This is a genomic window from Devosia crocina, assembly GCF_900116545.1.
Taxonomy (GTDB): domain Bacteria; phylum Pseudomonadota; class Alphaproteobacteria; order Rhizobiales; family Devosiaceae; genus Devosia; species Devosia crocina.
Map to the genome: position 1 here is coordinate 201344 of NZ_FPCK01000002.1, position 20354 is coordinate 221697.

Annotated in this window: 19 protein-coding genes; 10 read left to right on the top strand and 9 right to left on the bottom strand. The window is 62.7% G+C overall.

The features are described 5' to 3' along the window. Positions 1-156: 156 nt before the first annotated feature. From osmF to BM364_RS10650, 5 genes are all read left to right on the top strand, one after another. Complete coding sequence (gene osmF / locus BM364_RS10630) at positions 157-1068, top strand: glycine betaine ABC transporter substrate-binding protein OsmF (RefSeq protein WP_092424373.1); 912 nt, start codon at positions 157-159, stop codon at positions 1066-1068. A gap of 71 nt (positions 1069-1139) precedes the next feature. Beyond that, positions 1140-2327 (top strand): ABC transporter permease, encoded by a 1188-nt coding sequence (locus BM364_RS10635; protein ID WP_092424375.1) that lies wholly within the window; start codon positions 1140-1142, stop codon positions 2325-2327. Next, positions 2324-3256, top strand: coding sequence for an ABC transporter ATP-binding protein (locus BM364_RS10640; protein WP_092424377.1), 933 nt, complete (start codon positions 2324-2326; stop codon positions 3254-3256). Before BM364_RS10635 ends, BM364_RS10640 begins: the two co-directional genes overlap by 4 nt. Positions 3257-3270: 14 nt before the next feature. Continuing rightward, positions 3271-3990 carry an ABC transporter permease gene (locus BM364_RS10645; protein ID WP_092424379.1) on the top strand — a complete coding sequence of 240 codons (720 nt, stop codon included), beginning with the start codon at positions 3271-3273 and terminating at the stop codon, positions 3988-3990. 95 nt (positions 3991-4085) lie between these two features. After that, positions 4086-6893 carry a GAF domain-containing protein gene (locus tag BM364_RS10650; RefSeq protein ID WP_092424381.1) on the top strand — a complete coding sequence of 936 codons (2808 nt, stop codon included), beginning with the start codon at positions 4086-4088 and terminating at the stop codon, positions 6891-6893. Here BM364_RS10650 and BM364_RS10655 read toward each other — a convergent pair. Beyond that, positions 6887-7273, bottom strand: coding sequence for a response regulator (locus BM364_RS10655; protein ID WP_092424383.1), 387 nt, complete (start codon positions 7271-7273; stop codon positions 6887-6889). The two genes, BM364_RS10650 and BM364_RS10655, sit on opposite strands and share 7 nt — an antisense overlap. Before the next feature lie 290 nt (positions 7274-7563). Here BM364_RS10655 and BM364_RS10660 point away from each other — a divergent pair, with 290 nt between their 5' ends. Beyond that, entirely contained in the window at positions 7564-8361 is a 798-nt protein-coding gene (locus BM364_RS10660; protein WP_092424385.1) for an SDR family NAD(P)-dependent oxidoreductase, read from the top strand. Positions 8362-8401: 40 nt separating this feature from the next. On the opposite strand, the gene BM364_RS10665 is transcribed toward BM364_RS10660, so the two are convergent. Beyond that, positions 8402-8794 (bottom strand): hypothetical protein, encoded by a 393-nt coding sequence (locus BM364_RS10665; protein ID WP_092424387.1) that lies wholly within the window; start codon positions 8792-8794, stop codon positions 8402-8404. 96 nt (positions 8795-8890) lie between these two features. Continuing rightward, complete coding sequence (locus BM364_RS10670) at positions 8891-10597, bottom strand: hypothetical protein (protein ID WP_092424389.1); 1707 nt, start codon at positions 10595-10597, stop codon at positions 8891-8893. 85 nt (positions 10598-10682) lie between these two features. Between BM364_RS10670 and BM364_RS10675 the strand changes: the two genes are divergently transcribed. The 4 genes from BM364_RS10675 to BM364_RS10690 are packed head-to-tail and all read left to right on the top strand — an operon-like array spanning position 10683 to position 14091. Continuing rightward, complete coding sequence (locus BM364_RS10675; RefSeq protein ID WP_092424391.1) at positions 10683-11786, top strand: inositol-3-phosphate synthase; 1104 nt, start codon at positions 10683-10685, stop codon at positions 11784-11786. Then, entirely contained in the window at positions 11783-12382 is a 600-nt protein-coding gene (locus BM364_RS10680) for a histidine phosphatase family protein (protein ID WP_092424393.1), read from the top strand. Before BM364_RS10675 ends, BM364_RS10680 begins: the two co-directional genes overlap by 4 nt. Before the next feature lie 18 nt (positions 12383-12400). After that, positions 12401-13159, top strand: a complete 759-nt coding sequence (locus tag BM364_RS10685; RefSeq protein WP_092424395.1) for a TIGR04290 family methyltransferase — start codon at positions 12401-12403, stop codon at positions 13157-13159. Further along, complete coding sequence (locus BM364_RS10690; RefSeq protein ID WP_092424397.1) at positions 13156-14091, top strand: glycoside hydrolase 5 family protein; 936 nt, start codon at positions 13156-13158, stop codon at positions 14089-14091. Before BM364_RS10685 ends, BM364_RS10690 begins: the two co-directional genes overlap by 4 nt. Here BM364_RS10690 and BM364_RS10695 read toward each other — a convergent pair. The 6 genes from BM364_RS10695 to BM364_RS10720 all read right to left on the bottom strand — a co-directional run bounded on the left by BM364_RS10695 (position 14088) and on the right by BM364_RS10720 (position 20191). Then, complete coding sequence (locus BM364_RS10695) at positions 14088-15368, bottom strand: Coenzyme F420 hydrogenase/dehydrogenase, beta subunit C-terminal domain (protein ID WP_210186426.1); 1281 nt, start codon at positions 15366-15368, stop codon at positions 14088-14090. The genes BM364_RS10690 and BM364_RS10695 overlap by 4 nt on opposite strands. Positions 15369-15456: 88 nt before the next feature. Beyond that, positions 15457-16530: a polysaccharide pyruvyl transferase family protein gene (locus tag BM364_RS10700; protein ID WP_244542848.1), complete on the bottom strand. Its 1074-nt coding sequence runs from the start codon at positions 16528-16530 to the stop codon at positions 15457-15459. Between the two features lie 10 nt (positions 16531-16540). After that, entirely contained in the window at positions 16541-17536 is a 996-nt protein-coding gene (locus BM364_RS10705) for a Gfo/Idh/MocA family protein (RefSeq protein WP_092424403.1), read from the bottom strand. 11 nt (positions 17537-17547) lie between these two features. After that, positions 17548-18534, bottom strand: coding sequence for an MDR/zinc-dependent alcohol dehydrogenase-like family protein (locus tag BM364_RS10710; RefSeq protein ID WP_175528564.1), 987 nt, complete (start codon positions 18532-18534; stop codon positions 17548-17550). A gap of 9 nt (positions 18535-18543) precedes the next feature. Then, positions 18544-18810 (bottom strand): hypothetical protein, encoded by a 267-nt coding sequence (locus BM364_RS10715; RefSeq protein WP_092424405.1) that lies wholly within the window; start codon positions 18808-18810, stop codon positions 18544-18546. 19 nt (positions 18811-18829) lie between these two features. After that, positions 18830-20191 (bottom strand): UDP-glucose dehydrogenase family protein, encoded by a 1362-nt coding sequence (locus BM364_RS10720; protein ID WP_092424407.1) that lies wholly within the window; start codon positions 20189-20191, stop codon positions 18830-18832. Positions 20192-20354 lie beyond the last annotated feature (163 nt).

Consider the following 20354-nt stretch of genomic DNA (forward strand, 5'->3'; position numbering starts at 1 on the left):
CCGCCTCCCGTTCCACTAACCCGAGTTCACACTGGAGCGCGATGCCGTGATCGGCAAAAGAGCGCCCGGAGAATGGAACCAAAGATAGAGGGCTGCATTGAAGATTGATTGTCCCCGGGCCGGGCTGCCGGGGATGAGGCTCTCAAAGGAAATCCAATGCGTCACGTCACATCCGTCCTCGGTGCGCTCGCTGCACTTGCTCTTCTGTCAGGCGCGGCGTCCGCGCAGGTCGTCGTCTCCTCCAAGATCGACACCGAAGGTGGCGTTCTGGGCAATATCATCAAGCAGGTGCTCGAGGACAACGACATCGCCGTGGAAGATCGCATCCAGCTCGGGGCAACCCCGATCATGCGCGAAGCCATCACCGCCGGGGAGATCGACATCTATCCCGAATATACCGGCAATGGCGCCTTTTTCTTCGAGGGGACCGATGCCTCCATCTGGAACGATGCTGCGGCCGCCTACGATGAAGTCGCAAGGCTTGATTTCGATGCCAATAAGATTGTCTGGCTAACCCCCTCCCCGGCCAATAATACCTGGGCGATCGCCCTGCGCGGCGATGTTGCAGAAGCCAATGGTCTCCAGACCTTCAGCCAGTTCGGCGAGTGGGTTGCCGGCGGCGGCGAGGTGAAGCTGGCCGCATCGGCCGAATTCGTCAATTCCGAAGCCGCCCTGCCCAAGTTCCAGGAAGTTTATGGCTTCACTCTTTCATCCGATCAGCTGGTGGTCCTGTCCGGCGGGGATACCGCGGCAACCATCGCCGCTGCCGCCCAGCAAACCAATGGCGTCAATGCAGCCATGGTTTATGGCACCGATGGCGGCATCGCGCCCTCCGGCCTCGTCGTTCTCGAAGACGATCAGGGTGTGCAGCCCGTTTACCAGCCCGCGCCGATCATTCGCGAGGAAGTGCTGAACGAATATCCGCAGATCGAGGAATTGCTGAAGCCGGTCTTTGAGGCGCTCACGCTTGAGGTCCTGCAGGATCTTAATGGCCGCGTGCAGATCGGCGGCGAGCCGGCGGCGGCTGTCGCGACCGATTTCCTCACCCAGAACGGCTTTTTGGGCTAAGCTCTATCGCCTAGCTAATGCCTGAGGGATCACGGCATGTCCGTGATCCCTCGCGCCGTCACGGGGCACGGATGACCACTGCATATCTGACTGACGCCCCCCGCAGCACCCGGCTCACGCTGGATCCGATGGGCATACTCGTGGCTTTGGTCGCGCTTGCAGGGCTCGTCCTGCCCTTTGCCATTTTCAAGGCCAATCGGATCGTACCCGGCGAAGGCGTGCTCTTTTGGGACGCCCTGCCCCTGCCCCCGGCTGCCATTGGCCTCGCCTGGATCGGGCTTGCCGCGGTTCTTGCCCTCCTCCGGATCCACCCCGTTATCAAGTTGGCTGCGAGCACGTCATCCTTTCTCGTGATGGCGCTTCTTATCGGCATGTCTTCGGCCCATCTGACGCCGCCCGACAATGCCTATGCGCGCATCGGGGTCGGCGCCGGGTTCTGGCTTCTTGCCTTCGCCCTGATGCTGATGCTGACCGATGCGCTCGCCCGTCTGCGGCTAGGACCCAGCTGGCGCATCGGGCTTTTGGCGCTTGCCGCCGTGGTGCTCGGCGCCCTTCTCTGGAGCGGCGCCTGGGACGGGCTGTCCATCCTCAAGGAATATGGATCACGCGCCCCCGCCTTCTGGCAGGAAGCACGAACCCATGTCCTGCTCGCCTTCGGCTCGGTATTCCTGGCATGGGCTATCGGGGTGCCGCTCGGGATCGTCTGCTACAAGATCACCGGCCTTCGGGCGGGCGCGCTCAACCTCCTCAATGTAGTGCAAACCATCCCATCCATCGCGCTTTTCGGGGTTCTGATTGCCCCGCTCGCCTGGGTGGCCGCCAATGTGCCGGGCGCAAGCGCCATCGGTATATCCGGCATCGGCATTGCACCAGCCATGGTGGCCCTTGTCGCCTACGCGCTCCTGCCCATCGTTGCCAACACGCTGGTGGGGCTGACGGGGCTTCCCGAGGCAACTGTCGAGGCTGCCCGCGGCATGGGCATGACTTGGTGGCAGCGACTTATGAGGGTCGAACTGCCCCTCGCTTTCCCCGTAATCCTGACCGGCATCCGCATCGTCCTTGTGCAGAATATCGGGCTTGCAACCATCGCGGCACTCATCGGGGGCGGCGGCTTCGGCGTCTTCGTGTTCCAGGGCGTAGGACAGACGGCGATCGACCTGGTGCTGCTCGGCGCTGCGCCCACCGTTGCTCTGGCCTTTGCCGCCGCCGTGCTGCTCGACAGCCTCATCGAACTTAGCTCGCGAAGGGGCAAAGCATGATCGAGATCGACAATATCGTGAAGAGCTTTCGCGATGCCCGGGCGGTCGATCAGGTCAGCATGGTCATCGAACCGCACACGATCTGCGCACTTGTGGGCACTTCGGGCTCGGGCAAGACCACCCTGTTGCGGATGATCAACCGCCTTGTGCAGCCCACGAGCGGGCAGATCCGGGTTGATGGCAAGGATGTGCTGAACGCACCGGCCTACGAATTACGGCGGCAAATGGGCTATGTTATCCAGGGGCATGGGCTTTTCCCACACTGGACCATTGCGCAGAATGTCGGCACCGTCCCAAGCCTGCTCGGCTGGAGCCGGGCGGACACAGACCGCCGCGTCGATGAATTACTGGAACTGTTCCAGCTCAATCCCGCCACTTACCGGCATCGCATGCCGCATCAGCTCTCTGGCGGGCAGCGCCAGCGCGTGGGCGTGGCGCGCGCCCTGGCTGCGAAGCCCAATATTCTCCTTATGGACGAGCCCTTCGGCGCCCTGGATCCCGTGACGCGAAAAAAGGCGCAGGAGGAGCTGCGCATCATTCAGCAAAAGTTCGGCACGACCATCGTGCTCGTCACCCACGACATGGAAGAAGCCATCGAACTGGGCGACCGGATTGCGGTGATGGACAAGGGGCATCTGTTGCAGCATGCCAAGCCTGCCGAGATCATCGCGGCGCCCGCAACCGAGTTCGTGCGCGAGCTGGTCGGCACGACCGATCGCGCCTTTCGCCTGCTTTCTCTGGCACCCGTCGGCGATCATCTGGAAGCGGGTACGGCCGAAGGCGAACCGCTCGATGCAAGCTGCACCCTGCGCACAGCCTATTCGGAACTGCTCTGGTCCGGCCGCCGCGCCGCTCCCGTAACGCGCGACGGGCAGGTGATCGGCATCGTCACACTTGAAGGCCTCGGCAGATTGGCAGCGCGTCCGTGATCCGCACCGGAACAATGCTGCGGCTTCTGGCGCTTGCTCTGCTTGTGTGGCTGGTGCTGCAGCCGTCTGCCTTTGCTGCGTTTTTCGGTCTTTTCACGCGGCCGGGCCAGCCGGCCATCTATAATCAGGGGAGCCTACTATCGATCACGCTCAGCCACCTGCTGATCGTCCTCGTCGCGATCGCCGCCTCGGCGTTCTTGGCGGTAAGCCTTGCCATCCTCGTAACCCGGCGCTTCGGCACCGACTTCCTGCCGGTTTCGCGCGCCGTGGCCAATATCGGCCAGACCTTTCCCCCTGTCGCGGTGCTGGCGCTCTGCGTGCCACTTTTTGGCTTCGGCACCACTCCGACACTGGTGGCGCTGTTTCTCTACGGTCTCCTGCCCATCTTCGAAAACACACTTGCCGGATTGTCGAGCGTGCCGCCCACCGTCACAGAAGCGGCCAAGGGCATGGGGATGACGCCGCTGCAAAGGCTGATGCATGTGGAACTGCCCCTCTCCCTGCCGCTTATTCTTGCCGGGCTGCGCCTTTCCACCACCATTGCCCTATCCACCGCAACGATCGGTTCAACCGTAGCAGCGCGCACCCTGGGTGAGGTCATCATCGCCGGTCTCCAGGCCGGCAACACCGCCTTTGTGGTTCAGGGCGGCTTGATAGTGGGCTTGATGGCGCTGCTGATCCACGATGGTTTTGTGGCGCTCGAGCGCTGGCAGCAGGCGCGCATCGGCCGCTGAGCGCCCCTCCTGTTTCAGTGGGCAAATGCCGGGCTTGCTGGTCAGCCTCGCCGATATTGCCTAACCTGGTGCACGTCGCCTAGGGGAGCAGGTTCATGCAGACGCAAGGTCGAGATCTCTATGGCGCGCTGTTCGACACCACTGACGATTCCGTGGTGGTGATCGAACGCCTCCCGCTGCGTGCCGATGGGTTGCGGGACTTCCGTTATGTAGCGCTCAACGCCCGCTCGCGCGCTCTTTTCGGGGTCGGCCACATAGAGGGGCTCTCGATTCGCGACCATTTCCCGGATGAGGACGAAAGCTGGTACGACCTTTACGAGCAGGCCATCGAAGAGGGCGAGGTGCCGCGCTTCGAACGGGAGGCCAAGTTCGGCGGCATGATCCTCCAAACCCATCTCGTGCGGGTGGGCCCGCGTGAAGATGGCCGCCTGATGGTCACCATGCGCGATGTCACGGCGCGGCGGCGCGCCGAGACGCTCCTTCGGGAAAGCGAAGTACAGCAGCGCTTCCTGCTCCAGTTGAGCGATCTCTTGCAGACCCTGACGACAGAGCGGGATCTAAAAGCTGCGGCCATGAACCTGCTTGGTCAGCACCTTGGGGTCAGCCGCGCGCAATATCACGAGTGTGACAGCAGCGGATTTTACGATGCCGATGGCGTGGGCTATGCCAACGGCATTCCGCTGATCAGCGAGAGGTACCGGATCGACGATGCCGGATCGTTCGTCGACGTGGACTTTGCCGCCGGCCGCTTCTTCCGCAGCGACGATCTCCATGTCGACACCCGCGTAAGCCCTGAAGAAGTCGAGTTCTACCGCGCCTATAATATCCGCGCCGGAGCCGGCATTCCGCTGATCCGCGGCGGGCGCCTTGTCGCGATCCTTGCCGTGCACGACGTCGTTCCGCACTATTGGACCGACCACGAAATGGAGCTGATGCGGGAAACCGCCGAGCGCACCTGGACCTCTGTCGAACGCCTGCGCGCCGAAGCGGCCCTGCGCAGCAGCGAAGAACGGCACACTTTCCTGCTCAAGCTCTCCGATGGGCTCCGAGCCATGTCCGAAGTCTCGGCAATCAAGACCACGGCCATGCAGCTTCTTGCCGAGACCCTTTCGGCCGACCGCATCGAACTCTACGAATTCAGTGCCGAGGAAGATCGTTTCATCGTGGATGCGCTCGAAGGCGGCGTTGCGAAGGCTGCAGCCGCAGCCTGGCGTGCGGATCTCGGCGCCTATCTCGATAGGGTATTTCTGTCCGGCGACACCGTGTCAGTGCGGGATCTGCGAGCGGATCGCCGTGTCCACGCGGCGCAGGACCTGCCTTTCCGCGCCTTTCTTGGTGCGCCTATCCTGCGCAGCGGCCGCTGCGCGGGCGGTATCGGTCTCTTTCGCAAGGAGCCGGGTGAATGGACGCAGGACCAGGTGACGCTTCTGGAGGAAGCTGCGCAGCGAACATGGTCTTCGCTCGAGCGCGCTGGAGCCGAATGCGCCCTTCGCAGCAGCGAAGGGCGGTTCCAGCAGTTCGCCCAGGCGTCTTCGGACGTGTTGTGGATGCGCGACGCGTCCACCATGGTGCTTGACTTCGTCAGCCCCGCGGCAGAAGCGATCTATGGGCTTCCCCGCGAGGATCTCGTCGGAGACATCCGCAAGTGGGCGGCTCTGATCGTTCCGGATGATCGCGCTGAAGCGCTGGCAAAGATCGACGCGGTGCGCCGGGGCGAGTCCGTCATGCACGAGTTCCGGATACAAAGACGATCCGACAAGGCATTTCGCTGGATCCGCAACACCGACTTCCCGCTCCTGGGCCCTGGCGGCACTGTCGAGCATATCGCGGGCATCGCCACTGACGTAACCGATGAGCGCCTTTCGGTGCAGCATCAGGCGATCCTGCTCGCCGAGTTGCAGCATCGGGTGCGCAATATCATGGCCATGATCCGGTCGGTCACCGCGCGCACCGCAGACACGGCCGACAGCGTCGCGGATTATGCCGAATTGATGAGCGGGCGCCTCTCTGCCATGGCACGGACGCAGTCGCTCCTCACCCATGCGGTCACCGACGGGGTGGACCTGCGGCGGCTCCTTCTCACCGAGTTGGAGGCACAGGCGGCGAGTTCGGGACAATACGAGCTGACCGGCCCTGCCGTCGTCGTGCAGCCCAAGGCTGCGGAAGTGCTGGCCCTTGCCGTGCACGAGCTGACGACCAATGCCCTCAAATATGGCGCGCTGGCGGTACCCGACGGACGGGTGAAGGTTGAGTGGCGCGTCATTCCCTCCGCAGCCGAACCCTCGCTTAATCTTACCTGGACCGAAGAGCGGCCGCGGCCGCAACAGTGGTCGCCGCCCACCCGCCGCGGGTTTGGTACGACGCTGATCGAAAAGCGCGTGCCCTATGAGTTGCGCGGCCAGGGCAGGGTCGACTTCCGGCCCGAGGGCGCACGGGCATTTCTCGAATTTCCCCTGTTGCCCGGCGCCAGCATTCTCGAGACCGAGGCACCTGTCCTGACAACCGTTCATGGCGGCGCGATCGACGTCACCACCATACCATCCCTCAGCGGCAAGCGCGTTCTGATCGTCGAGGACGACTTTTATCTTGCCACGGACCTGCAAGCAGTCCTCCGCAATGCCGGTGCCGAGGTCGTCGGCCCCTGGGGCAGCGAGGCAGAGGTGCTGACCCAGATCGATGATGCCGAAATTCATGCTGCGATCATGGATATCAATCTAGGGTCGGGGCCGTCTTTCATCCCGTCCCATGCGCTGCGGAGAAAGCAGGTGCCGTTTCTGTTTCTGACCGGCTACGACGCTGCCCGGATCCCATCCGATTTCGCCGATGTCTTCTACATGCAGAAGCCTGCAGATCTACGCCAGGTTGTGCAGGAATTGGCGCGGCTGGTGCAAGCCGATCAGTGAAAAAGCGAGGCGAGCATGGCGGCCACATCCTGCGGCAGACACGGCTTGGTGCAGCATTTGACGCCGCTGAAGCGCTCCGGGATCATCGCGCATTCATAGCCTGTTGCAAATACGAAGGGCACGCCATGCCGGGCGAGATTGTCGGCAAGACCGAATGACATCTCGCCTCGCACATTGATGTCGAGCACGGCACAATCAATGCCGCTGCGCACGAGCTGTTCGGCTTCGTTGAGCGAGGCGACAGGTCCAAAGACCTCCGCGCCAAGCCGGCTGACATGCTCGACAAGATCCATGGCCAGCATATATTCGTCCTCGACAATCAGGACGCGTCTTCCCCCAAGCCCGGACATCGCAACTCCGGCGCTAGTCAGGGCCAACATCGGTTTCTGCATCTTGGGCGTCCGGCAAGGAGCCAGTGCCTGGCGTTTTCTCACGATCGGTCAAACGCTCCTCTGCGTGAGGGCCCGCTGGAGAGATATCCGGCTTCTTGCTATCGGGCTTTTGCTCTGTCGATCCGTGCTTGTTCGGCTCGGTCATGCTTGGCCTCCACTCGTTGTCTCATCTCCATGAGAAGCCCCGGGCGATCCAATTCGTTGCTGCGCGCACTCAGGTTAGCGGGGGAACTGCGCGGGGCGCCGGCGCTTCTGCCTGACCGATCGGAGAAACTGCCATGAACAAGCGCAAGCCTGCATTTTCAGTTGTGACCGGCGCCTCGTCCGGCATCGGGCTCGAACTGGCCCGCATTGCTGCAAAGGAAGGCTCGAACCTGCTTATTGCCGCGTCAGGGCCAACTATCCACGATTCTGCCGCCGAGCTGCGCGGCTACGGGGTCGAGGTGGATGCGATCCAGGTCGATCTCGCCACGACTGAAGGCGTCGATGCGCTCTGGGAGAGGGCCATGGCATCACCCCGGCCAGTCGATGTTCTCTACGCCAATGCCGGACGTGGGCTCGGCCACGGATTTATCGACCAGGATTTTGCTGACATCCAGCGCGTGATCGACACCAACGTGACAGGCACGACATACCTTCTTCACCGCTTCCTGCGCACCATGCGCGATCGCAACGAAGGGCGTGTGCTGATCACTGGGTCCATCGCCGGCCTCATGCCGGGGAGTTTCCAGGCGGTCTACAACGCGACCAAGGCTTATATCGATTCCTTCGCCTATGCGCTGCGCAACGAGCTTCAGGACACCGAGATCGTCATTACCGTGCTGATGCCGGGGCCGACCGACACGGAATTCTTTGAAACGGCCGATATGACCGACACCAAGGTGGGCCAGCAGAAAAAGGACGATCCCGCAGATGTGGCCCGCCAAGGCTATGACGCGCTGATGCGCGGCGATGCGCACGAGGTTGCGGGCTGGGCAAATAAGCTGCAGGCCATGATGACGCGCTTCATGCCCGAGGGCAGACTGGCTGCGATGCACCGGAGCATGGCGGAGCCCGGCTCCGGTAAGGATCACTGATGGGTGCCGCGGGCGCCGCAGCGCCCATCGGCAGCAAGGATCAGTTGACGAGCCCGGCGGCGCGACAATCCTCAAGCGTTATGGCTTCGACATCGACTTCGGGTGCATCGTCCGGGCCCACTGTCGAACCGTCGCCGCCACTGCCCCCGGTATTCATCGGCAGTCCGACGCTGCCGGCAGGGTCACCGGCCACCTGACCACCCTCGGGTCCGGTGGCGCCGCCCGAAGACGAGAAGTTCGGCGTGCCCGTCGCCGCACTTGCGCTGTCTGCCTCGCTGGTCACAAGGTCATTGCAGTGGATCTGGACGACGATCATGTTTTCGTCGCTGATCGTTTGCGCACCCACCTGCGTGTCGGCGAGACTGGCCGATGTGCCCACGGCAAAAAGTGCTGTGACAGCGAGCGTACGGGCGGTGATGTGAATCCGGCGCATGGGTTTCCTCCTGAATCAGTGATGCGGCACTCCTTGGGCAACGCGAACGAGCTTAAGGTGCCCCCGTCATAACCCAGGGCAAGTCCTGTGAGAGGCTTAGCTGCAGATCAGTTGCCCCAGCTTCCGGTCATATCGGCCCAGAAGCTGTTCGATCCGCACCGCTTCGTCCCGCCCATTGCGATCCCGCGCCATGGTCCAAAGGCCGGTCTGAAAACCGAGATAAGCGATAAAGTGCGCCCGGATGAAACGGGTCCCAAAACTGCGGCCCAGGCGCGTTCCGAGCTCACCTGCGGCAATTGCTATATCCTCATCAGACCAATCGAGCTCCACGGCTGCGCCGACAAGATCCCAAGCGATGTCCTGGCACCCGACGAGGTCGTGGGCCGCATGGTGGTCGATCCCATCATGTTTTTGCCAGCCACTTCCCCCATGCATCCATTCCCATCGGTGCATGCGGTTGTCGGTGCAGCAGGGCTCCGTCCGAATGTCGGCGGCATCGCCCAGGGCGAGAGCGACCGCCTCCGCCATGTCAGGCCCGTGCCGCTCACCGAGATTGTAGCGGGCCATTGAAAAGAGTTCCGCCAGATCTGCGCCCTGCCCCCTCGGCGCAAGACCAGCGCGAAAGGCAAGATAATCCAGCACGACGCACTGCGGAGGATACGAAGGGGCCGAAGGGGAAGCGTCCAGCCATCGTGTGATCAGGAAGCCATGCCGCAGACCCAGTGGCCGTGGGGCAAAGCCTGCAGCGGCCACTCGTTCGGCAAGGGCGCGCTTGCCTTCCCCCTCCTCTCCCAGCCCCACAAACTTGGCGAGATAGGTCAGGCCGTCGCTTTGCGCGATGAATTTACGCTTTTCCATAGCGGCATCGACGGGTGGCCACGCCCCAGTGGCACGCGCTCTCCAGGCGCCGCCCGAAACATCCTCAAGCGGCTGATCCAGTGGCCCGGTCACCGCCTCAAGCCAGTTCTCCAGTGTCGGCTGCCGCTCGCTCGCCCCGAGCAGCAGATCCTCGAAGCTGAAGACGTGCTTGTGGGCCGCATCCCAACGCTCACAATGGTGCGGCTTTGCTTGCTGCCCCAGCCCGCCCGAATGGCTGGGAAAGAAATGGATTCGCCCCTCGGCAACCCCGTTCTCGACCAGCCAATCGGCAATGCCATTAAAGGAACTGCCCGAAAGCCCTGGCCCTTCATCGACAATGGCATAGGCTCCCGTCCCCTTGAGGATCTCTTCGGCAAGCCGCGCGCCGATCCGGGGCTGGCGGTCGAACGGGTGACCGGAAGGCCGCAGGTTGAAAGCAGGCGCCGCCCCCAGCCCCGCGCTGACCATGGCTGCGAGGCCCACACCGATGCTTCGAATGCCGATGACGGTCGTATCTGGGCCAAGGCCGGAACGCTGCGCAGCAACGAAATAGCTTTCGGGATAAAGAGCGTAGAAGCCATATCCCTCCGCTCTTTTGCTTGTGACCCGGCCACATCCGGACATGAGCTCGAGTGCCGGATCGATGAATGGAACCGGCACCTGGTAAAAACCGCTCTGCCAGGAGGCCGCAACCGCATTGGCAAGGCAGAGCAGCATGCTTGCACCCGCGCTCTGCACAGCGCCGAGACCATCCTCATGGGTCTCGAACATTGCCGCATCTTCAACGCCCTGAACCAATTCGCTGGCGCGAATGAACACGGACACAAGGGCAGCGTGGCGATCCAAGCCGGCAGCTAATCCATGGCATCGCTCAAGCCCTCGCCTGATCTCTTCGGCGATCGAGCTGGTCTCTTCATTGCGAACGGCGTCTCCGAAAACGTGCATAGTTCAGCCCTGCTCAAATCATGAGCAGGAACAAAGCTTGTGACCTGCCGTTGGCTTCACAGAAGCGTGTGGCGGGAGCATTGCGATGACAGGACGGAAAGTGCGTGTGGGCATTGTAGGCGTGGGAAACTGCGCCTCTTCGCTGGTTCAGGGGCTGACTTACTATAGGGACGCCGATGGCAACGAACCCGTGCCGGGATTGATGCATGTTAATCTTGCAGGCTATCACGTCAGCGATGTCGAAATCGCTGCGGCCTTCGATGTGGCGGGTTCAAAGGTTGGCCGCGATGTGGCCGAGGCGATCTTTGCAGAGCCCAACAACACCCATCGCTTCGCCGAAGTTGCTCCTACCGGGGTGATCGTCCAGCGCGGGGAAACCCACGATGGCATCGGCAAATATCTCGCCGACGAAATTGAGGAAGCCGACGTGCCTGCGGTCGATGTTGCGGCCGCGTTGCGCGATGCCGGCGTAGATGTGCTTGTGTCCTACCTGCCGGTCGGTTCGGAACTGGCAACACAATTTTACGCGGAACAGGCGCTCAAGGCCGGATGCGGTTTCGTCAATTGCATTCCCGCCTTCATCGCCTCCAAACCCGAATGGGAAGAGCGGTTCGCCGCCGCTGGCTTGCCGATCATCGGAGACGACATCAAGAGCCAAGTTGGCGCAACCATCATCCACCGCATGCTGGCCAATCTGTTCCGCGAGCGCGGCGTGCGCCTCGATCGCACCTACCAGCTCAATTTCGGCGGCAATACCGACTTTCTCAACATGCTCGAACGCGAGCGGCTGCAATCGAAAAAGATCAGCAAGACCCAGGCCGTGACTAGCCAGATCGATGTGCCGCTGCCGGCCAACGATATCCATGTCGGCCCCAGCGACCATGTGCCGTGGCTGACCGACCGCAAATGGGCCTATATCCGGCTCGAGGGCACCACGTTCGGAGGTGTGCCGCTTAATGCCGAACTCAAGCTCGAGGTCTGGGATTCGCCCAATTCGGCTGGCGTCGTGATCGATGCCGTGCGCTGCGCCAAGCTGGCGCTTGACCGGGGCATCGGCGGCGCGCTGGTCGGGCCATCGAGCTATTTCATGAAATCGCCGCCCCGGCAGTTCACCGATGCCGAAGCCCGCCAAAGAACCGAAGACTTCATCGCCGGCGTTGAAGAACAGATGCTTGGTGCCGCCGAGTGACCGCAACGGTGTTTCTGCTGCGGCACGCCGCGCATGACAATGTGGGCGGTTTCCTTGCAGGGCGAATGCCCGATATCAGGCTTGGCGTCGAGGGACTGGCACAGGCCAAGAGACTCGGCGAGCGCATGGCGCGGGAGCGTTTCGATGCGCTCTATGCCAGTCCCCAGCCCCGAACGCAGGAGACGGCCCGCGCCGTGGCCGATGCCCGCGGCGGCATGCCGATCGAGACCACCGAGGCTCTCGACGAAATCGACTTCGGCTCATGGGCGGGATCGCGCTTCGACGAACTCAACAGCCAGGAGGACTGGCGCCAGTGGAACGCCCAGAGAAGCTTAGGCGCCACCCCTGCCGGCGAAACCATGCTCGATGTTCAGCAGCGCGTCTTCGCCTTCCTTCGTCCCTTCATCGCACAACCCAACGATAGCCGAATTGCCCTCGTGAGCCATGCTGATGTGATCCGCGCCATTGTCGGCCACGTGCTCGGCATGTCGATCGATAGCTTGCAGCGCTTCGAAATCAGCCCCGCCTCCATCACCACCATGGTGCTGGGCCCTTGGGGCGGCAAGCTCATCACCATCAACGAAACCACCCCATAGCCAGCAGCGAGATTGCCCATGACGCTCTCAACCGCAGAAATCCGGCAGCAGGTCGAAGCCCTCGGCCCGTGGTTTCACAACATAGATCTCGGTGGCGTCAGCACGGCGCCCAACCATTTCCTCGGTGATTATCCGCGCCAGAAATATCGCAAGTTTGCCGATGCCATCCCTGCCGATCTCTCGGGCAAGACGGTGCTCGATATCGGCTGCAATGCCGGCTTCTATTCCATCGAGATGAAGCGGCGTGGGGCGGATCGCGTGGTCGGGATTGACTTCGACGATGTTTATCTCAACCAGGCCCGGTTTGCCGCCGAAGTGGCTGAGGCCGAGATCGAGTTCCACAAGCTCTCGGTCTATGATGTCGGTGCACTCGGCGAGCAGTTCGACGTGGTGATCTTCATGGGCGTGCTCTACCACCTGCGCCACCCCCTCCTCGCGCTCGACCTGATCCGCGAGCATGTGGCGAGGGACATGCTCGTCTTTCAGTCCATGCAGCGCGGCAGTCAGGATGTGCCGGCGCTCAAGGAGAACTACCCCTTCTCCGAAACCGCTCTATTTGACGAGCCGAGCTATCCCAAGCTGCACTTCATCGAAAAGCGCTACGCAGACGATCCGACCAATTGGTGGGTGCCCAATGCCGCCTGTGCTGAAGCCATGCTGCGCAGTTCAGGCTTCGAAATCGCCGCCCATCCTGAAGCCGAAGTCTATATCTGCCGGGCCGCAACGCGCTCCGGCGACGCTACGCCCATTTATCCGAGCAAGGGAGCACCCGCATGATCGACGCGGCGATGATCTGGAACGAGCCGAACAACAAGTCGCATTGGGACCCGGAGGTGGATCCGGAATGGGTGCGTTTCGGCCAGATGGTGAACCTTGCCGCCGATGCCATTGCCCAAGCCAATCCCGACGTCACCCGCGTTCTCGGGGGCATCTCGCCGATCGATCCCGCCTTCATGCTCCGGATGAAGAAATATGGCGTTCTCGACCGCGTCGATGCAGTCGCCGTTCATGGGTTTCCACTCGACTGGAACCTGTGGCAGATCCACGACTGGCCGCAGAAGATCGATGAGATCCGTGCCGTGACGGACCTGCCCATCTGGGTCAGCGAGGTCGGCATTTCTACATTCGGGGCCGAGGAAGTGCAGCTTTGGGGTCTGCAGCGCACGGCCGAATTACTCAAGGGCCGGGTGGCACGCATCCAGTGGTACAGCCTCTACGATCTGCCGCGCGAGTGGGAAGCGACGACGCGCCATCGCGAGGCCGAAGGTTCCTCCTATTATCGGCACTTCTATATGGGCATCCTGCGCGAAGATGGATCGCCCAAGCCCTCTCTAGAGGAGTTCGCCAAACACACGCCCGAATTGGGTCTTGTGCAGTGGTTTCACTATCAGGACCATCGGCTCGATGACGCCGTGGCCTGGATGAAGCGCCTCGGGGTCACTCATCTGCGCACCGGCCTTTCATGGGCCGACAGTTTCCGTCCCGATGCGCTGGCCTGGTTCGACCGGCAGATGGAAGCGCTGGCGGACTTCAACGTCACCGTCACGTTCTGCTTCACGCCCGAACATCGCGGCATCGCACCCCATCACACCAGTGCGCCGCAGGTACCCGAGGAGTTCGCAGCCTTTTGCGCGCAGATGATCGAGCGCTATGCGCCGCGCTCTGGAGTGACACTGGCGAGCAACAATGACGCAGTGCTAGCGGTCTAGTCGTTCCGGTCGGTGAGCCTTAGCCTACGCGCCAAGGCACCCGCCCGCCCCCGTCCATAGGCGAGCCCCTGATAAAGGCCGAGCGACATGCGGGCCCAACTCAGGTAGAGCTTGGGCTGTGCCAAATGCCGTGCGAGGCTGAACATGCGATGGCTCCAGGCGCTGATGCCGTAGCGCAGGCGATAGATGAACTTGCGGTCGATCGGCAGATCCGTGCTGGGTTCGACCCGCTTGCGCGGCCGCAAGCCGCCCCGCCGCCAGGTGAGCCGATAGCCAAGGCCTTCCCGGCGCTGACGGAGCCCAGCCGCCTGCGTGTTGGCGATATAATCGGCATCAACAGTTCGGAGATCGAGCCGCTCGTCCGCGATGGCCCTGCCAACAACGTCACGCAGCAGGCGGTCTCGGATCACCACGACATTGGTGCCGCGCCAGTCGGACGAATAGGGCTCGACCCAGGCATCGCCGAAGGCGATATCGGCGGTTTCGGCCAGTACATCGTCGCACCAGTTGCAGGCCGAGTTCTGGAAAAAACCAGCGCCCCAGTCGCCATCGGCAAGATAGAACCAGTCCTTCTGCCTGGTATCGCCGGACCTGAGCGTGAGATGGGCCGTGTACCAGTTGGCGGGGCGCTCGGGTCCCTTGATCCGGAATTCTGGCCGCTCCACCGCCTCGACCGCGGTATCCATTTGCCAGGCAAAGCTCTCCACCAGCCTGGCGCTCTTCATGTGCCCGCAAAAAAGACCCAGCGTATAGCTTATCCGCTCGGCAAGCACCGGATCAGTCTCACGCTGGAGGTGAATGGCCTTGATGAAACATGGCACGCCCACAACCGCATAGCGGCCCGGCACGCGCCGGATCTTGTCCAACACGCCGGAAAGCTCGACCGGATAATAACGCGACTTCGCACCTTCATGGAGCGCCTCTGCCGTGCGGGAGATGGTGTAGCGGAAAAACCCGCTTCCTGCGGAGGGCGCGACATGGGCCACACCGTCCACAAGGCCCAGCCGCAGCAGTTCTGCCGCAACCCAGGTGACCATGCCGCCCGAACTGCCGCTGCCCCGGAAACCGGCCTCCCGCACGGCTCCGACATAGGCGGTCTCGTAGTGTCCAAGCCGCCCGTCTCGCTCTGGAGCCTCGCTGAAGCGTTCGGCAGCAATCGCGTCCTCGTTGCGGGCATGGGGAGAAAAGGGACACATCCGGGCAAGTTGGGCGCTCTTTTCACGGAGGCTTTCCGTAGGCCCCACCGGTTTGAACTGACCATAGCGGTCAAGCGCCATGGTCAGGGGCTCAGAACCAAGAGACGCGCAGGAGCCACAGCCGATGCAAAGGCCGGAGGCGGCAATTTGATGCCGGCTGAGCGCCGGTTCAGTCGAGGACGCCATCGAGATAACTTTCCCCAGCGTGTCTCAACTGCGCGATACGCTGTCCGATCACTCCATCGAGCCTCTGCCCAAGGAGGCGATCATAGGCGTCCGGCCCGGTCGCCTCGGTCACTAGGTGCGGCTCCGCGCCAAGAGCATCGACCAGGTCACGCACCTTGTTGGACCGGTAATCGGACGGCGCGGTCGCAAAGGGCTTGCCGTAAACGAGCGCAAAGACGCAGCCATGAAAGAAGTTGGTCACCACGGTATCGGCCTTGGCCATGAAGGCGGCGAACTCAGCCGGTCCGGCCGCGATCCAGTTCTCGTCCGCCCACCAGTTGCGGTAGCCTATGCTGACGATACGGCGTCCCGTCCGGTCGGCCCATCTCCGCACGGCCTGCTGGAACCATTCGGGCATGCCATGGCCGTAAAGCGCCACATAGCCTGCGGGGATATCGATGCTTTCCGGCGCGATCACATGGGGAAACTGCAGCACCGGATCGAGCACCAGAGGCGGAGCGCTGTCGCGTGCAGCCGATACGATGCGCTGGGAATTGGCATCGCGAACCGACACATGATCGAACTGGCGCAAATGCTCGATCCAGCGCTTTTCGAGCCCATCTTCCCAGGACTGATTGCCAAAGCTGGCAGCATAGGACGCACGCCGGGCAGCCGGCAGATCGTTGCCATAAAACAGTGCCTTGCCTCCATACCAGGGATGGCAAAGGTTCCAGACCTCGTCGCTGCCGACAAGCGCGATATCCACGGGCCGGGCTTGTGCGGGATCGTCGAGATCGAACGGCGCCGACAGCGGCAAGGCGTCGAACGCGGCAAAGAACTTGCGCGCCTTTTCCGCGTAAGCCGCCCGATCCTCCCGCTCGCCCCAATTGCCCGGCACCGGCCGCAAGGCACAGCGCCATTCGGCCATATCGACCCGGCTTGATCGATGATCCAGCAGCACCGCGTCATGCCCACGCTGCATCAATCCTTCGACGAGGCACCGCGCTTGCCAGTAAGACCCGTAATTGATGCAGCGGTGAAAGGTCAGCACGCCGATGGACGAAGTTGGTTGAGCCACTCTCGATCCTTCAGCGCGCATAGATGCGATCGAGCACCGTCGATACGGTGGTGAAATCATGTGCTGCCGGATCGAAGCGCTGGCCCTGGGCCAGCTTGCGCGCCCAGTCCAACGCTGCCCCACCGGGCCAGTCCGCCTCGGGCTCGGCCAGCACCTGGCTCGATGTGCCCGTATGATGCACCGCGCGGAAATCGAAGAAGGATCCATCGACATTGCGCAGGCTCGCGCCGCCCGCCGTGCCATAGAAATCGGCCTCGATCACGGCGTCACGCCCGGCATGGAGGTGCCAGGAGCAGGTCAGTCGTACCACCGTACCCGACGCCAGGGTCATCGTGGCGGTGGCATAATCCTCGACCGTTTCGCTGTCGCGATCGATCGGCCGCCCCTTGCTGAACAGATGTCCCGTCGTTTCCACGACCTCAGGGTAACCCAGCGCCCACAGCGCCAGGTCCACCATGTGAACCCCGAGATCCATGACGCAACCGCCACCCGAGAGGCGCTTGTCGAAGAACCACGGCTTGTCCGGCCCATAGGCGTTGTGGAACACCAGATCGACGCCGAACACCTCGCCCAGCGTTCCCTGCCCCAGCAACTCTCTGATCTTCACCATGCCGGCGGTATGGCGGTAGGAGAGATCGACGCCCAGAAGACGATCCGCCTTCTGGCTTGCCGCAACGACAGCGCCCACTTCCTCGGCGGTTCGCCCGAGCGGCTTTTGGCAGAAGACGGCCAAGCCCGCTTCGAGCGCAGCAATCGACTGCTCGGCATGAAGCGCACTCGGGGTTGCGATGACGATCCCGTCGAGATCGCTCGCCAGCAATGCGTCGAGATCGGGGAGGACTGCGGCTTCCGGTGCCAGCGCGCGGGCAGCATCGACCATCTCCGCACTCGGGTCCGACAGCGCTGCCGCTTTGATCAATCCGCTCTGGAGCAGGGACTGCATCCGGCGAATGCCGATGCGTCCAGTGCCCAGAAAGCCAATGCGTGGCCGTTTCGTCGCGGTCATGGACAACGCGCTCACGGATACATCACCAGGGCTTTGAGAAAGCCATCGGGCCGGTCGCGGGTGGCGTTGAGGGCGGTATCGAGTTCATTCAGCCCATAGCGATGCGTATAAAGAGGGGCTGGATCGAGCCGCCCTTCGCGCACCGCCTCGACCGCGTCGCGAATGCCTTGCATATAGATGGCGGGGTCACGTTCATGGGCGTTGATGACATCAAGGCCGCGCCAGTTCCACATCTGCATGTTCACCTGCCGCGGACCATCCTGATGATAGCCGGCAATGATCAGGCGCCCGCGCTCGCGCGTCAGTTCGGCGGCCAGATCGAGCGGCCATTGCTTGCCCACCGCTTCGATGACGCGGTCACAGAACATGCCGCCAGTCAGTTGCTTGACCTCTTCGATGATCCGCCAATGATCGTCCATCGCAATGGTCTGGGCGGCGCCGAGGCTTTTGGCGAGGTCGAGAGCAAAGGGCCGGCGTGCGATGGCAATCACCCGCGCTCCTGCTGCCACGGCAAGCTGGGTCAGAAGCGCCCCGAGAAAGCCGATGCCGATAATGGCGACGGTCTGGCCCGCCTCGATCTCGGAGCGCTTGAAAATGTTCATGGCACAGCCGAGCGGCTCGCCCGGAAACGGCACACCGGCAAGCTCGTCCGGCAGTTTGACGACGGCGCTGGCATCGGCCACATCGTGGGTTGCGTAGCTATGATAGGAGAGCGCCGCGACGCGATCGCCCGCTTGCAACCCCTCGACGCCCTCGCCCACCGCGTCGATCACGCCCCAGCCTTCGTGGCCGAGGCCACCGGGCTCTGTCGGGAACTTCATCCATTCCGGGCCCGACCAGGGGGTCAGGTTCGAGGCACAGACGCCGCACCCTTCAAGCTTGATGCGCACCTGCCCCTTGCCGGGCTGCGGCAAGGGCTGGGACTGAAGTTCGATGGCGCCGGGTCCGGTGACCACGGCTGCCTGCATTTGCCCCTGGGAAGGAAAGGCCATGTTCATTGCGTGTCCCTAGCCGTCGCGATTGATGAATTTGTTGAAACGGCTCTCTTTGCCGTCGGCGGTCTTGTCCTGGTAGAGAAAGGCCAGCTTGTTCTCGTCGAAGATGTCGAAGAACTCTTCCCAGCTGATCGCCTCGAGGTTCTCCTCGGGCTTGCCGAAATCGATGCGCAGGATGCCGCCCTCCCCGCCCGTATCCACCTTAGACGGATGCCCGTCGCGGGCCTCGGCCCATTCGCGGATTTCGTCGTGGTCCGTTGTGGTGTTGGAACTGCTCATGGTGGTTCTCCTCTTTCGCTCAGGCGGGCGAAGCCGCAATGGTGAGGCCTGCTGGCGTGCCCTGGCCGCGCGCGGCTCGCTTTGGCACGACGGATGGACGGCCAAGGCTGTGATAATGAAGGCCAGCCGAGGCCACTTTCTCGCCGGCGAGCACATTGCGGAAATCGAGCACAGTCCTGCCGCGCATAGCAGCAGCAAGGCGGTTCGGCTCAAGGCTCCGGTACTCGTCCCATTCGGTCAGGATCACCGTCACATCTGCGCTGCGAACCGCACCGATCGGGGTCTCGTGCCAGCTGATGCCATCGAGAAGCCGCTTTGCAGCACCGGGTTGCGGATCATGGGCATGCACGTCGAGCCCGGCCGCCAGCAGCGCAGGTACGATAGTGAGGGACGCCGCTTCGCGCACATCGTCGGTATTGGCCTTGAAGCTCGTGCCGAGAATGGCGACGCGCCCTCCATCGGGGGTTGCATCGATAATGCGCTGGGCCAGGCTGCGCTTGCGCCGGTCATTGCCATCGATCAGGGCTTCGATCAGCGGCTGGGGCGCTCCATGTTGCCGTCCGGTGCTCGCGAAGGCCCTGGTGTCCTTGGGAAAGCACGAACCGCCAAAGCCGGGTCCGGCCGCAAGAAATCCGGGGCCGATCCGGCTGTCGCGACCGATCCCATCGGCCACTGCCGTGACATCTCCGCCGACGGCCTCGCAAAGGTCGGCCACATCGTTGATGAAGCCGATCTTGAGGGCCAGAAGCGCATTGGCCGCATATTTGATCAGTTCCGCATTGACCGTCCTGGTGGAAACCAGCGGAATGCCGGTCCGTACCAGCGGCTTGTAGATCTCGCGCAGCACGGCCTCGGTGCGCGGGTCGTCGGCGCCGATGACGATCCGGTCGGCATGCATGAAGTCACCGATCGCCGAGCCTTCACGCAGAAATTCGGGGTTGGAGCCCACCGGAATATCGCTGTTGCCGCGCGTCTTGTCGACGAGCGCCTTGATCTGCTGCGCCGTACCCGCCACGACGGTCGACTTGACGATCAGGACCGCCTGCTTGCGCAGATGCGGCGCAATGCCAGCCGCCGCGGCCATGACAAAGCTCAGATCGATGCCGCCCCCTTGGTCCGAAGGCGTGCCGACAGCAAGAAACACAGCGTCGGCGCTGCGTACTGCGTCTTCGGCGTTGGCGGAAAACTCCAGACGCCCTGCCGTCATCTGGGCGGAAACCAGTTCGGCAAGTCCAGGCTCATAGATCGGGATTTCCGCCTGTCTGAGCGCGGCCACGCGAGCATGATCTATGTCGCAACAGGTAAGGTGATGGCCGAGTTCGGCGAGGCAGGCACCGGTGGTCAGACCGACATAGCCTGCACCCAACACAACGATCTTCATATGATCCGCCCTTCTGATCTGTGGCGGACCAATCGAGCAGTGCCAAGCTTTGTTCCTGCCTCACATGATGCCGCAGGCAACATGCGACGGGATGGGAACCAAAAAAGCGGGATTCCGCTATGGTCTGCGCCGCTTGGAAAACTTTGTCTATTTCCTGAAAGAC